Source organism: Bradyrhizobium erythrophlei (genome assembly GCF_042430365.1).
GTDB lineage: Bacteria > Pseudomonadota > Alphaproteobacteria > Rhizobiales > Xanthobacteraceae > Bradyrhizobium > Bradyrhizobium erythrophlei.
The window spans coordinates 1-12,813 of record NZ_JBHMET010000229.1 but is presented as its reverse complement, the minus strand read 5'-3'; the positions used below and the strand labels follow the sequence as shown (position 1 = coordinate 12,813).

The following is a 12,813-nucleotide window of genomic DNA, read 5'->3' as shown; positions in this document are numbered from 1 at the left end:
CCAAAATCGTTACCCCTGCGCAACGGCACCAACGGCCGAAAGCGGCGATTTCGGCAGGAATTTGGCAAGCGAATCGGGGCTTTTGGACCGAATCCTAGAAATGGCTGTAGGACAGCCGCTGAAGCGTCAGTTCCCTGCCCTGCCCGTCGAGGAAGCTCGGCGGCGACGAGCCGGCGATGATGCCGCCGATCGCAGTCACGGCAATCCCTGCGCGGCGGGCGGCCGAGGTGAAGGACGCCAGGCGGTTGTCGGGAATCGCACACAGCAGCTCGTAATCGTCGCCGCCGGTGATCAGCGCATCGAAGCCGACCACCTTGCGTGCCACCAAGGCCGACGCCGGCTGCGAAAGCGGGACGCTCGGGACATCGATGATAGCAGACACGCCGGAGGCTGCGCAGAGCTTTGCCAGATCGCCGGCAAGCCCATCCGACACGTCCATGGCCGCGCTGGCATGCTCGCGCACCGCGAGCGCCAGCGCATTGCGCGGCTGCGGCACGCGGTAACGGGCGGCGAGCGCGTCGCGGGCGCCGGCGTCCGCGACCAGCGCACCGGCGGCAACTCCCCCCTTGAGCACGTCGAGCCCGAGCGCGGCATCGCCGATGGTCCCGGTGACCACCACCCGGTCCCCCGCCTTGGCGCCGGAGCGGTGGATCATCTTGCCCTGCGGCACCCGCCCGAACGCGGTGATCGAGATCATCAGCGGCCCCGGCGTCGAGACGGTATCGCCGCCGAGCAGCGGACAGCCATAGTGGGCGGCATCCGCGCCGAGCGCCTCGGCGAATGGCTTCAGCCAGGCCTCGTCCGCGCCGCGCAGCGCCAGCGTCAGCACGAAGCCCGCGGGTGTCGCGCCCTTCGCCGCGATGTCGGAGAGGTTCACCCGCAGCGCCTTGCGCGCCAGCGTGTCGGGCGGATCATTGGGGAGGAAATGCACACCCTCGACGATCGCATCCGTCGTGACCACGATGTCCTCGCCCGCCCCCTTCAGGGCGGCGGCGTCGTCATCGAGATTGAACGCGCCCGGATCGGTCGCAAGCGGCTTGAAATAGCGCGCGATAAGGGAGTCTTCGGCGGAAAGCGGTTTGTTGGCCGCGGTCATCGACCCGTCATCCTGAGGTGCGAGCCCTTGCGAGCCTCGAAGGATGCGCGGCCGAGGCGCAACCACTGAGCCACGCCGCCGCCCTTCGAGGCCTCCGCTGCGCTACGGCACCTCGAGCGTGAGCGCTTTGCGCTCATCGCTGGGGTGACGGCTACGGAGAGTGGCATCGCTCTAACTACCCCGCACGAACTCGTCGCCGCGGAACTGGCGCGCGATCTGGTCGAGCACGGCGTTGACCATGCCGGTCTCGTCCTGCTCGACGAAAGCGTGCGCGACGTCGACATATTCCGACACGACGACGCGGCCGGGCACGTCCTTGCGATGCTCGAGCTCGTAGGAGCCGGCACGCAGCACGGCGCGCAGGATCGCGTCGATCCGCTTCAGCGGCCAGCCCTTCGAGAGCGCCTCGTCGATCAAGGGATCGAGCTTGGCCTGGTCGCGCACCACGCCGGAGACGACGTCGCGGAAGAACGCGGCCTCGGCCGGCAGGTATTTCTCGCCCTCGACCTCGTTGCCGAGCCAGTAGCTCTCGAACTCGGCGAAGATGTCGTTCAACCCGGCGCCGGCGATATCCATCTGGTAGAGCGCCTGCACGGCCGCGAGCCTTGCTGCGCCGCGCCGGTTGGCTTTGCGGTCGGGGCCTTTCAGGGGTTTCTTGTTCTCAGCCATGGTCAGGCCTTTGTCAGCCGGCGCTTGATGCGCAGCACCGCAAGCGCGGCGCGCGCGGCGTCGCCGCCCTTGTTCAACTCGCTGGCGCGCGCCCGCGCCCACGCCTGCTCCTCGGTGTTGACGGTGATGATGCCATTACCGAGCGGGAATTTCCGGCTCACCGCCAGATCCATCAGACCGCGCGAGGACTCCATCGAGACGATCTCGAAATGGATGGTGTCGCCGCGCACGACGCAGCCGAGCGCAATCGCCGCATCATACGGCCTGCCGTTCGCTTCCGCCGCATCGATCGCGATCGCGATCGCCGCCGGGATCTCGAGTGCGCCGGTCACCGTGATCACGTCATGGGAGACGCCGGCGGCCTTCAACTCGGCAACTGCGCCTTCCAACAGCGCGTCCTGGATGTCGTCATAGAACCGTGCCTCGACGATCAGCGCGCGCGCGCCTGTTACGTCGGTCTGGTCCTTCAGGGGTGCGCGCCGCGCGTCAGCCATAGTCTACCTTCGTCGTCATTGCCGGGCTTGCCCCGGCAGTCCATCGTGCCGGGGGCCCATTGTGTTAAGAGGATGGATACGCGGGTCAAGCCCGCGTATGACACATTTGTCGTTGTCGCTATTTCATTTCCGAGAGCCGCGCCGCGTAGCGGGCCATCAGATCGACCTCGATATTGACCTCACTGCCCGCCTTCCAGCCGCTCAGGGTCGTCACTTGAAGCGTATGCGGGATGATCAGCACCGAAAAGATGACGTCATCGACCGTATTCACGGTCAAGGACACGCCGTCCAGCGTGATCGAGCCTTTGGCGGCGATGAAACGTGCAAGCTCGCGGGTGGTCTTGAGCTCGAAGCGCGCCATGTCAGGCAGGTCATCGCGCTTCGAAATGGTCACAATCCCGTCGGCATGGCCTGCCACGATGTGGCCGCCGAGCTCGTCACCGATCTTGAGCGCGCGCTCGAGGTTGAGGCGGGTTCCAGCGACCCAGTGCTTCGCCGTGGTCATGCCGAGCGTCTCCGCCGCGGCGTCGACATCGAACCAGGTCTTGCCGTCTGACGTGCCCGAGGCGACCACCGTGAGGCAGACGCCGTTGCAGGCGATCGAGGCGCCATCGGCGATCGTGGTCTGGTCGTAGTCGCAGGCAATCCGCATCCGGTGCAATTGCCCCTGCGCGACCGGCTTCAGGCTGGTGATCTCACCGACGTCGGTGACTATTCCGGTAAACACAACAAACCTCTCACTTCGTCATGCCCGGGCATAGCCGTCCGAAGGACGGCGTCGCTTCCGCTCGCCTATGCCCCGGGCATCCACGTCTTGGCCACGAACGACAAAGCAAGTCGTGGATGGCCGGGACAAGCCCGGCCATGACGACCTACGAACGATCGTAGACGGTCAAAATATCTTTTCCGAGCGTCTCGCTAGCACGAAGCCTGAAGGCCTGCGACTGCGTGATTGCGGTCAGCGGCAATGCGTCCAGCGCGGGAACACCGTCGGCACCGACCGTATCAGGTCCGCGCAACAGCCAGATTTCGTCGACCAGGTCGGATGCGATGAAAGATCCTGCGACCCGCGCCCCGCCCTCGACCATCAGCCGCGTGATGCCCCTGTCGGCCAGCGCATGCAGCACGGCCGGCAGCTCCAGGCCCGGCGGCGTCGAGGTCGAGGCGACGCGGATCACCTCGGCACCGGCGGCCCCGAGCTTCATCGCCGCAGGCGCCTCGGCGACATCAGAGGTCATCACCCACAGCGGCGTCTGGCGCGCGGAACGCACCAGCCGGCTGTTCCCCGGCATCCGCAGCGCGCGGTCCAGCACCACCCGCACCGGCGATCGCCCCGCCATGCCCGGCAGGCGACAGGTCAGGAGCGGATCGTCCGCCTTGACGGTACCGATCCCGACCAGGATCGCATCGCACTGCGCGCGCAGCAGATGCACGCGGGTCCGGGCGGCATCGCCCGTGATCGCGACCGGCCGGTAGCCGGCGGCAGCGATCCTGTCGTCGGCGGACACCGCGAGCTTCAGGATCACATGCGGGCGCTTGTCGCGGATCCGGCGGAAGTGACCGGCATGGTCATGCGCAGCTTCCGCCGCACACAGTCCGACATCGACCGCGATCCCGGCGGCGCGCAGCCTGGCGTGCCCCTGCCCGGCGACCTCCGGATTGGGGTCCTCGATCGCCGACACCACGCGCGCAAGACCCGCGGCGACCACCGCATCGGCGCAGGGCGGCGAGCGGCCGAAATGCGAACAGGGTTCCAGGGTGACATAGAGCGTGGCGCCGCGGGCGGCCTCGCCGGCGCGCCTGAGTGCCTCGACCTCGGCATGCGGCCGGCCGCCCGGTTGCGTCCAGCCGCGGCCGACGATCACGCCGTCCTTGACGATCACGGCGCCGACCGCCGGATTGGGGCAGGTACGCCCGGGCCCGCGCCGGCCGAGCGCGAGCGCAAGCTGCATGAAGCGCAGATCCGCCGCCTTCGTCGCTTTGGATTTTTGCGCGAACTGGTCTTCCAGGATGCGGAAGATCATTTGCGTAGCGTCGCGAGCCGCGGATCTTCTTCGCCGGTCAGCTCATCGAGCACCGCCTCGAAGTCCTTGGCCTCGCGGAAATTGCGGTAGACCGAGGCGAAGCGGACATAGGCAACGTCGTCGAGCTGGCGCAGATGCTCCATCACGATCTCGCCGATCGCCTCCGAGGACACCTCGGCCTCGCCGCCGCTTTCGAGCTCGCGCACGATCGCGGACACCATCTTCTCCAGCCGCTCGGAATCAACCGGGCGCTTGCGCAGCGAGATCTGCAGCGAGCGCACCAGCTTGTCGCGGTCGAACGGCACGCGGCGGCCGTTGCGCTTGATGACGGTGAGTTCGCGCAGCTGCACCCGCTCGAACGTGGTGAAGCGGAAGTTGCAGGCGATGCAGACGCGCCGCCTGCGGATCACGGCGGAATCCTCGGTCGGACGCGAGTCCTTCACCTGCGTATCAAGACTGTTGCAGCTCGGACAACGCATCCAACGGGACCTCTACAGCAAACCCTATTGATAGATCGGGAAGCGATCGGTCAGGGCCTTCACGCGCTCCTTGATCGCGGCCTCCACCAGCGGCGCCTTGCCGTCCGGCGATTGCGCGAGCGCGTTCAGCACCTCGGCGATCATGCCGCCGACCTGCTTGAATTCGGCAACACCGAAGCCGCGCGTGGTCGCCGCCGGGGTGCCGAGACGCAGACCCGAGGTGACGAACGGGGTTTCGGGGTCGAACGGAATGCCGTTCTTGTTGCAGGTGATGGCGGCGCGCACCAGCGCCTTCTCAGAGACGTTGCCCTTCAGCCCCTTCGGACGCAGGTCGACCAGCATCAGATGGTTGTCGGTGCCGCCGGAAACGATGTCGAAGCCGTGGCCGCGCAGCGTCTCGGCGAGCGCCTTGGCGTTCTCGACGACGTTCTTGGCGTAGATCTTGAAGTCCGGCCGCAGCGCTTCGCCAAATGCCACCGCCTTGGCGGCGATCACATGCATCAGCGGGCCGCCCTGCAGGCCGGGGAAGATCGCCGAGTTCAGCTTCTTGGTCAGCGTCTCGTCATTCCACAGCATCAACCCGCCGCGCGGACCGCGCAGCGACTTGTGCGTGGTGGTCGTGGTGACGTGGGCATAGGGCACCGGCGAGGCGTGCACGCCGCCGGCGACGAGGCCGGCGAAATGCGCCATGTCGACCAGCAGGTAGGCGCCGACCGAGTCGGCGATCTCGCGGAAGCGCTTGAAGTCCCAGGCGCGCGAATAGGCCGAGCCGCCGGCGACGATCAGCTTCGGCTTCACCTGCTCGGCCTGCTTCGCCACCGCGTCCATGTCGATGATCTGGTCCTCGCGGCGCACGGTGTAGTGCACGGCCTTGAACCACTTGCCGGACATGTTGACCGGCGAGCCATGGGTGAGATGGCCGCCGGCGGCGAGGTCGAGGCCCATGAAGGTGTCGCCGGGCTGCAGCAGCGCCAGGAACACCGCCTGGTTCATCTGGCTGCCGGAGTTCGGCTGGACGTTGGCAAAGCCGGCGCCGAACAGCTTCTTGGCGCGGTCGATCGCGAGGTTCTCGGCGACGTCGACCCACTCGCAACCGCCATAGTAGCGCGCGCCCGGATAGCCTTCCGCGTATTTGTTGGTCATCACCGAGCCCTGCGCCTCCAGCACGGCGCGGCTGACGATGTTCTCGGAGGCGATCAGCTCGATCTCGTGGCGTTGACGGCCAAGTTCGCCCTTGATCGCGGCGGCGATCTCCGGATCGGCCTCAGCAAGGCTCGCCGTGAAGAAGGAGTCGGGCGCGGAAGCGGTAGTCGCGGCGTTCTTGGGCGAAGTGGTCATCGTCGAAATATCTCCACCGCCGCAAGCCTTTAGGTGAGGATGCGGGCGGTCACGAGTGGCGGTCGAAGCGGTCCCCGAGCGTTACCACATCGCCCCCTCAAGGCCAAGCGATTGCGGTCGGCGCAGCGCAATTATGCCAGATATGGTGGGGATGGCCTGATGTTGCGAGGGGGTGCCGGCGGCCTGCCCCACCCCCTCGGGGAGCCCCTTACGGCCGCCGGAAAGCCGCTCCGGCCGATCGCGCGACCTCCGCTGCCTCATCGATCAGCGTCTTCCGCCGCATCACGACGTCATTGGCGAGGCCCGCACCGGCCTGTTCCGGCGAACCGGCGTCGAATGGCGGCTTCGGGTCGTATTCGATCAGAAGCTGGATGCGCTTGGCGACGTCCTCGCCGGCCAACCTGGCCGCGATCGTCAGGCCGAAGTCGATGCGGGCAATTGGTGCGGCAATCATGATCGTCCTCACCATCGGTACCTCACACCGGCGTAGATCGCCCTGCCCGTGCCGGGCTCGAACAGCGGCGACGTCGCGGTCGCCCGGTCGATGATGCTTGCGCTTGCGATATAGGCCTTGTTGGCGATGTTGCGCGCTTCGATGTAGCCCGAGAACGGACCGCCATTGTCGAAGCCGGCCTTGAGGCCCCAGATCGCATAGGCCGAGGTCATCAGCGTGTTGGCGCTGTCGACGAAATAGGCCTGCGGCACCCACTCGAGATTGGGCCCGAAATAGATCCCGTTCGGATGCTTGTACAACAGCTCCGCGCGGACAAAGTGGCGCGGCGCGCCCGGCAGGACGTTGTTGTGGAACACCGGATCATTGTCGAAGCGGAAATCGTTCAGCGTATAGGCCAGGTTGAGCCAGATATGGTCCGGCGCGGCTCCGCTCACGAAGATATCGCGGAAGATCGCGGCACCGGCACCAGCTTCGATGCCCTGATGGACGGTTTTGTTGGCGTTGGTGACGTTGCAATTGCCGAACGCGCTGTACAGGCACAAGAGCTCGTCGGTGATATCAGAGCGATAGAGCGCGATCTCCCAGGCGTAATCGGGCCGCTTCATCCGCGTGCTGATCTCGTAGGTCGTGGCGACCTGCGGCTTGATCAGGAAGAACGGGATGTTCGGCAGGGTTGGATTGAGGAAGTTGGGGCTGACGCTCTCGCCGAAGCTCGGCACCTCCGCGCTGCGCGAGACGTTGCCGAACACCTGCCAGGTCGGATCGACCTGCCACAGCAAGCCGACCTTGGGGCTCCACAGACTGAACGTGCTGCGACCATTGACGTCGCCATTGGTCGAGAAATTGACCTGCTGGTCGCGCGCCGCGAACAGATATTGCGTGCCGGCGATGAAGGCGACGTTGGGCACGAAGTAGAACGAGTTCTCCGCAAACGCCGAATAGTTCTCCGGCTTCTGCAGCAATGATGACGTCGGCGTCCCCTTGAAGCCGCCGATATTCACGAATTGCTGCGCGTCGATGCTGCCGTTGAGGATGTTGAAGCCGGCGACGAAACGGTTGCGGAAGCCGCCGATCACCCGGTCGTCGGTCACCTTGGCGAAGCCGCCATAGTCCTTGTAGCGGTAATCGAGCCATTGGAAGATCGGATGCATCAGATGCCGGTCGACCCCGAACGCGCCGAATTCGAGCTTTGTGTCTTCGAAACGGATCGTCGTCTTGTTCGCGACCCGCACCGTGTCGATGTTGCGCTGCCAATCATTGATGACGTTGAAGGGCGCGGCCGCGGTCGGTGACGTCAGCGCGGTCGTCCGATCGACGCTGCCGGGGATGCGCTGCCGCACCTCGTTGGCGTTCAGATAGAACCGGGTCTCGACGTCGGGCGAGATCTGGTAGCCGACATTGGCGCTGACGCGGTTGCTCGACCCAAAACTGTGATCGCGAAAGCCGTCGGAGGCTTGCGTGGATGCCGTGACGAAGCCGTCCCAGGGCCCGTTCGCGCCACCGACATTGGCTTGCAGCCGACGGGTGTTGAACGCGCCGAAATCCACCGAGACGCCGTTGGGATATGGATCGCGCCCCGTGGGCGTGACGAAGTTGACCGCACCACCGAGCGAGTTCGCGCCGAACTGCAGCGCGTTGCCGCCCTTGTAGACCTCGACATATTTGTACGCCGTCGGGTCGATCTCCTGGAAATCGCCGTAGCCGTCCGAGGTGTTGATCGGAATGCCGTCCATGTAGAGCTGGATGCCGCGCAGATGGAAATTGCGCGACAGGCCGGAGCCGCGGATCGACAGCCGCGTATCGTCGCCCCATTTCGGCTGCGCGAATACGCCGGGCACATAGTCCAGGATGTCCTTAATGGTGTTGGCGACCGTCGAGTTCCGATAGGCCTCGGCCGGGACGAGCGCGACGCCGCCCGGGGTGTTGTTGATCTCTTTGAGCGCCTGCTGCGCTGACAGCACCGCCAAGGCGGCGCGTGAGCCGTTGCCCTGGTCTGCCACGGGCTGAACGGGCGCGGCCGGTGCCCGAGCCGGGCGAACCGCGCGCGCCGAACGCGTGGCATTTTGCGGCGGACGCGCGGTCGTCGCGCGGGTCTGTTGCGGCGCTTCGACCGTGACGGGCGGCAGCCCTTGTTGCGAATTTGACTGCGCGTTGGCAGGTGAAACCAGAATGATGGCGGAGCTGGCGAGCACATAGCCGCGCAGCCGCCGGATAGCGGATGACATGATGGAATTCCCGATTGAACTGACGAATGGCTTGCGCAGGTGGTCAGGTCAGAACGGGAGGTCCGCGAGATTGGTGGTCGTACGACCGGTAGCGCGCGACAAACCGTGCTTCGAACGCGCGCACGGTGCGAAGCTGGACGTAGGCACGATCGCCGAGGACCGGCTGCGGCGGAGGAAGCGTGCCGGTGACGTGATGTCCGACACAGAGCGGACAATGGATCGCGGCCTTCTGTCCGCTCTTGCCCGCATCACCTTGCGCCGCATCGGCGCTCACACTGCTGAAGCACAGCACATGGCCCGCATCCGCGAGCGTGGGGGAAATGCTGGCGGCGAGCAGGCTGGTGAGGACCACATTGAACACGAGGGCATAGGCCGCAATGAATGCGGCCACCCTGCCCACCCGTCGTTTGAGAACGAACCGCGCCATCTGGATTCCCGCCTCAGGCCTACCATGGCGCGCGAATGCGCACCGTTGCCGACGCACAACACACTCCATGAAATCGTCAGTCCCCCTCCCTCCGGCGCCTCGGCATTGTCACTTGGCTCGACGGCGGCTCTCCCTCGCGATAGATTGTCGCAGGATGGACCGATGCGCCGACAGCTGAAGAGTTTTCTACCTGTAGTCCTGGTTGCCCTTCTGGTGCAGATCTTTGCACCGATCGGCGCATGCTGGGCGGCAAGCCTTGCGGCCTCCGATCCGCTTGCAGGCGCGGTCATCTGCCACGGCGGTGCGGCACAAGGGACCGGCCAGGACGATCAGATCGGCCACCGCGCGCACGGTGGCTGCTGCGCCGCCTGCAGCGTGCTGCAGACCGGCGCCCCGATCGATCCCCCACAGACATCAGCCGCGATCGCGGTCGATCGCGTGACGCGCCAGGTCGCCTGGCAGGATTTTGCGCCGTGCCTGTCCGGTCCGGGAGCCGCTTCCGAGGCTCAGGCGCGCGCTCCGCCGTTTCTGTCGTAAAGCCGCGCGGCCACCGGCCGGTGAGACCTTTACACATCAACGCCCGCGGAGCTTCCCATGCTCATCCGTCACGCGCGCGCAGCCTTATCGGGGCTCGCCGTCGCGCTCGTTCCTCTCTCTGGCAGCAGCGCCCACGAGATCGTCGGCAACCGCTTCTTTCCGGCGACCCTCAGCATCGACGATCCCGGTGTGAATGACGAGCTTTCACTGCCGACAGTGTCGAGCTTCAACACCGGCGACGATCCGTCATTCCGGCAGCGCGACTTCTCCGGCGAATTTACCAAGCGGATCACCGAGGCGTTCGCGATCTCGATCGGCTCGACCTACAGTGTCTTCAGCCCACCGGGCGGCCCCAACGGCATCGGCGCCCACGGGTTTCAGAACCTCGACACCACCTTCAAGTATCGGCTCTTCAAGGACCCCGTGCACGAATTCGTCATGTCGGTCGGGCTGAGCATCGAATGGGGCGGCACCGGCGCCGCCAGCGTCGGAGCCGATCCGTTCAACACCTACACGCCGACCGTCTTCTTCGGCAAAGGCTTTGGCGACCTGCCCGACACGTTGTCATGGCTGCGCCCCATCGCGGTCACCGGACAGGTTGGCTACGCCATACCCGGAAGGCGATCCACCACGACCCTCGGTGTCGATCCCGATACTGGTGACTTGACCGTAGATACCGAATTTCACCCGAGGGTGCTGAACTGGGGTGGCACCATCCAGTACAGCATGCCCTATCTGAAATCCGCGGTCGTCGATCTCGGTCTCCCTGACGTCTTCAATCATCTGATCCCCCTGGTTGAGGCCACGCTGCAGACCCCGGTCGCGAACACGCTGACGTCGGGCACGCTGACGACCGGGACCATCAACCCCGGCGTTCTCTGGGTTGGAAACACCTATCAGCTCGGCGTCGAGGCGCTGATCCCGATCAATCGGCAGAGCGGCACGCATATCGGCGTGATCGCCCAGCTTCATCTTTATCTCGACGACATCGATCCCCGCGGCATCGGCAAACCGATCTTCGGCGGGCCGGTGCAGCCCGCTAGCCCCTTTGCGAGGAATTGATCATGCGACGCTCATCCCTGATCATCGCGGTTTTGCTGTTGCTTGCCGCCGGCAAGGCAGACGCCCACGCCTTTCTCGATCGTGCCGAGCCGCGCGTCGGCAACAAGGTGGCTACGCCGCCGCGCGAGGTGACGCTCACCTTCACCCAGAAGCTGGAGGCCGCATTCAGTACGATAACGGTCACCGGTCCGTCCGGGCAGCGGGTCGATGCCGGAAAGGCACGCGTGAACGGCAACCAGATATCGGTCTCACTGAAAGGCGGCGGTGTCGGGACCTATCACGTCAATTGGCACGTGCTTTCCGCAGACACCCACACGACCGATGGGAGCTTCACCTTCCAGGTCGGCCCATAGGGCCGAATCGCGATGGATTGGTCCGCAGCAGCAGCGCCGCTGATCGCGACGCGCGCCGTGCACTTCGCGGCAACGGCGATAACGGTCGGAAGCGTCATTTTCGGCCGCTTCATCGCCATGCCGGTCTTGCAGGACCACACCGCGGCGGCACTTCCGTTCCGGAGCCGGACGCGGCGGCAGATCTGGGCCTGTCTCGTCCTCTCGGTGATCTCGGGCGCGATTTGGCTGCTGCTGCAGGCAGCGTCGATGAGCGGAATGCCGCTCAACGAGGCCCTGACCGCAGACGTGCTATCGAAGGTCGTCAACGAAACCCAGTTCGGTGAGGTGACGACCATCCGCGCGGGTCTTGCGATCTGCCTGGCGACCTGCCTCATCTCAGACCGCGCGGTGGCCGCCCAATGGCTGGGGGTCGCGGCGGCGATCGCGCTTGCCGGCAGCCTTGCCTGGACCGGCCATGCCGGCTCGACCGTTGGCCTCACCGGCTATCTGCATCTCGCAGCCGATGCGTTGCACGCGGTTGCTGCGGCAGCCTGGATCGGCGGCCTGGTGTCACTGATCACTTTCCTGGCTATTCCCCAGGTCCGCGAAAACATGCCGCTCGTCCGCGATGCCACCGAACGGTTTTCGACGCTCGGGATCATCAGCGTGGCAACCATCCTGCTCAGCGGCGTTGTCAACGCCGCCATTCTGGTCGGCTCGCTGCATGGGCTCGTCGCCACCGAATATGGGCGCGTGCTGATGCTCAAACTGGCGCTCTTCGCCGTGATGCTCGCCTTCGCTGCGATCAACCGCTTTCGCTTGACGCCGCAGCTTGCCTCCACTGGAAACGAACAATCGTCCGTCGCGCTTCGTCAGCTGATCCGCAACAGTGCGATCGAGACAACACTCGGACTGGGTATCATCGTCATTGTCGGGCTGCTCGGAACCTTGCATCCGGCCGTTCACCTGGAGGAGGTTTCCGGCCTTTTGGTGACCAGCTACGATTGAAGCGATACTTGGATATCGAAATCCGTCTTTGAGTCAGAAGCATTGATCGGCAAGAGTTCGGCTTCTGGAGCCAACAACCGACGTTCAAAGCCGGATGACACTCTGGGACGCATGCTCATAAATTCCGATCATGTCCGCTTCGCTCCGATAGCGACCACCTTTGTGCTGGCGCAGCAAACGACGCGAAGGGCCAGGAACGGTCATTCGCCCTTCCGAAGTCACCGATACCTCCCGGCTTCTGTCCGCTAGAGGTTGGTGATATCTTCGAAACGCGACAATGAAACCCTGATAGGGGGCGGGATATGCCAATTCAGGTGTCGAACCAGCCGGACGCCTTTCGAGAGTTTGAGCGAAGCGGATGGAACGCGGTGTCCGAGGGTTACGAAGCTGGCTTCAACGTCGCCGTCGCTGAAGGAATGGATCAGCTATTCCGAAAGGGGGACCGCTTCCAGGTCCCCATGCCTGCCATTCTTGGAAGTGGGGTAAAACCGCGACAGTAATAGGTCCCATCCTATTTCCGATGGAGCAACGTGACGCCGATCGCTTGGCAGGGTATTTCGTTGGGTCGATCCTGGAGACTTACGACCGACCTACTTGGGTCATTCGCATCGCCCTCTGCAACACCCGGCTGTCCGTCAACTTCCGCTTCTGTAACGGGCCATATGTCA

Annotated in this window: 14 protein-coding genes; 4 read left to right on the top strand and 10 right to left on the bottom strand. The window is 65.0% G+C overall.

The window, feature by feature from the left end; genetic code table 11:
- Positions 1-94 precede the first annotated feature (94 nt).
- The 10 genes from thiL to ACFFWD_RS32415 form a co-directional block, all read right to left on the bottom strand.
- Positions 95-1,096, bottom strand: a complete 1,002-nt coding sequence (gene thiL, locus ACFFWD_RS32460; RefSeq protein WP_376972392.1) for a thiamine-phosphate kinase — start codon at positions 1,094-1,096, stop codon at positions 95-97.
- Between the two features lie 171 nt (positions 1,097-1,267).
- Positions 1,268-1,765, bottom strand: a complete 498-nt coding sequence (gene nusB, locus ACFFWD_RS32455) for a transcription antitermination factor NusB (RefSeq protein WP_376972390.1) — start codon at positions 1,763-1,765, stop codon at positions 1,268-1,270.
- 2 nt (positions 1,766-1,767) lie between these two features.
- Positions 1,768-2,259 (bottom strand): 6,7-dimethyl-8-ribityllumazine synthase, encoded by a 492-nt coding sequence (gene ribH, locus ACFFWD_RS32450; RefSeq protein ID WP_376972388.1) that lies wholly within the window; start codon positions 2,257-2,259, stop codon positions 1,768-1,770.
- A 118-nt stretch (positions 2,260-2,377) separates the two neighbouring features.
- On the bottom strand, positions 2,378-2,986 hold the full coding sequence (locus ACFFWD_RS32445; RefSeq protein WP_376972386.1) for a riboflavin synthase: 609 nt from the start codon (positions 2,984-2,986) through the stop codon (positions 2,378-2,380).
- 145 nt (positions 2,987-3,131) lie between these two features.
- A complete protein-coding gene (ribD, locus tag ACFFWD_RS32440) occupies positions 3,132-4,283 on the bottom strand; it encodes a bifunctional diaminohydroxyphosphoribosylaminopyrimidine deaminase/5-amino-6-(5-phosphoribosylamino)uracil reductase RibD (RefSeq protein ID WP_376972384.1) in 1,152 nt (383 codons plus the stop codon).
- Positions 4,280-4,762 carry a transcriptional regulator NrdR gene (nrdR, locus tag ACFFWD_RS32435; protein ID WP_376972383.1) on the bottom strand — a complete coding sequence of 161 codons (483 nt, stop codon included), beginning with the start codon at positions 4,760-4,762 and terminating at the stop codon, positions 4,280-4,282. Before nrdR ends, ribD begins: the two co-directional genes overlap by 4 nt.
- 24 nt (positions 4,763-4,786) lie before the next feature.
- Entirely contained in the window at positions 4,787-6,100 is a 1,314-nt protein-coding gene (gene glyA, locus ACFFWD_RS32430) for a serine hydroxymethyltransferase (RefSeq protein ID WP_376972382.1), read from the bottom strand.
- Positions 6,101-6,308: 208 nt separating this feature from the next.
- A complete protein-coding gene (locus ACFFWD_RS32425) occupies positions 6,309-6,554 on the bottom strand; it encodes a hypothetical protein (RefSeq protein WP_376972380.1) in 246 nt (81 codons plus the stop codon).
- 8 nt (positions 6,555-6,562) lie between these two features.
- Entirely contained in the window at positions 6,563-8,779 is a 2,217-nt protein-coding gene (locus tag ACFFWD_RS32420) for a TonB-dependent receptor family protein (protein ID WP_376972379.1), read from the bottom strand.
- A gap of 43 nt (positions 8,780-8,822) precedes the next feature.
- The gene (locus ACFFWD_RS32415) at positions 8,823-9,206 is read right to left on the bottom strand and encodes a DUF2946 family protein (RefSeq protein ID WP_376972377.1); all 384 of its coding nucleotides are present in this window, start codon (positions 9,204-9,206) and stop codon (positions 8,823-8,825) included.
- Between the two features lie 162 nt (positions 9,207-9,368).
- Here ACFFWD_RS32415 and ACFFWD_RS32410 point away from each other — a divergent pair, with 162 nt between their 5' ends.
- The 4 genes from ACFFWD_RS32410 to copD are packed head-to-tail and all read left to right on the top strand — an operon-like array spanning position 9,369 to position 12,145.
- Entirely contained in the window at positions 9,369-9,743 is a 375-nt protein-coding gene (locus tag ACFFWD_RS32410) for a DUF2946 family protein (RefSeq protein ID WP_376972375.1), read from the top strand.
- Positions 9,744-9,800: 57 nt separating this feature from the next.
- Positions 9,801-10,805 carry a hypothetical protein gene (locus ACFFWD_RS32405; protein ID WP_376972373.1) on the top strand — a complete coding sequence of 335 codons (1,005 nt, stop codon included), beginning with the start codon at positions 9,801-9,803 and terminating at the stop codon, positions 10,803-10,805.
- 2 nt (positions 10,806-10,807) lie between these two features.
- A complete protein-coding gene (locus ACFFWD_RS32400) occupies positions 10,808-11,158 on the top strand; it encodes a copper resistance CopC family protein (protein WP_376972371.1) in 351 nt (116 codons plus the stop codon).
- Between the two features lie 12 nt (positions 11,159-11,170).
- Complete coding sequence (gene copD / locus ACFFWD_RS32395) at positions 11,171-12,145, top strand: copper homeostasis membrane protein CopD (protein WP_376972369.1); 975 nt, start codon at positions 11,171-11,173, stop codon at positions 12,143-12,145.
- The last annotated feature ends 668 nt before the right edge of the window (positions 12,146-12,813 follow it).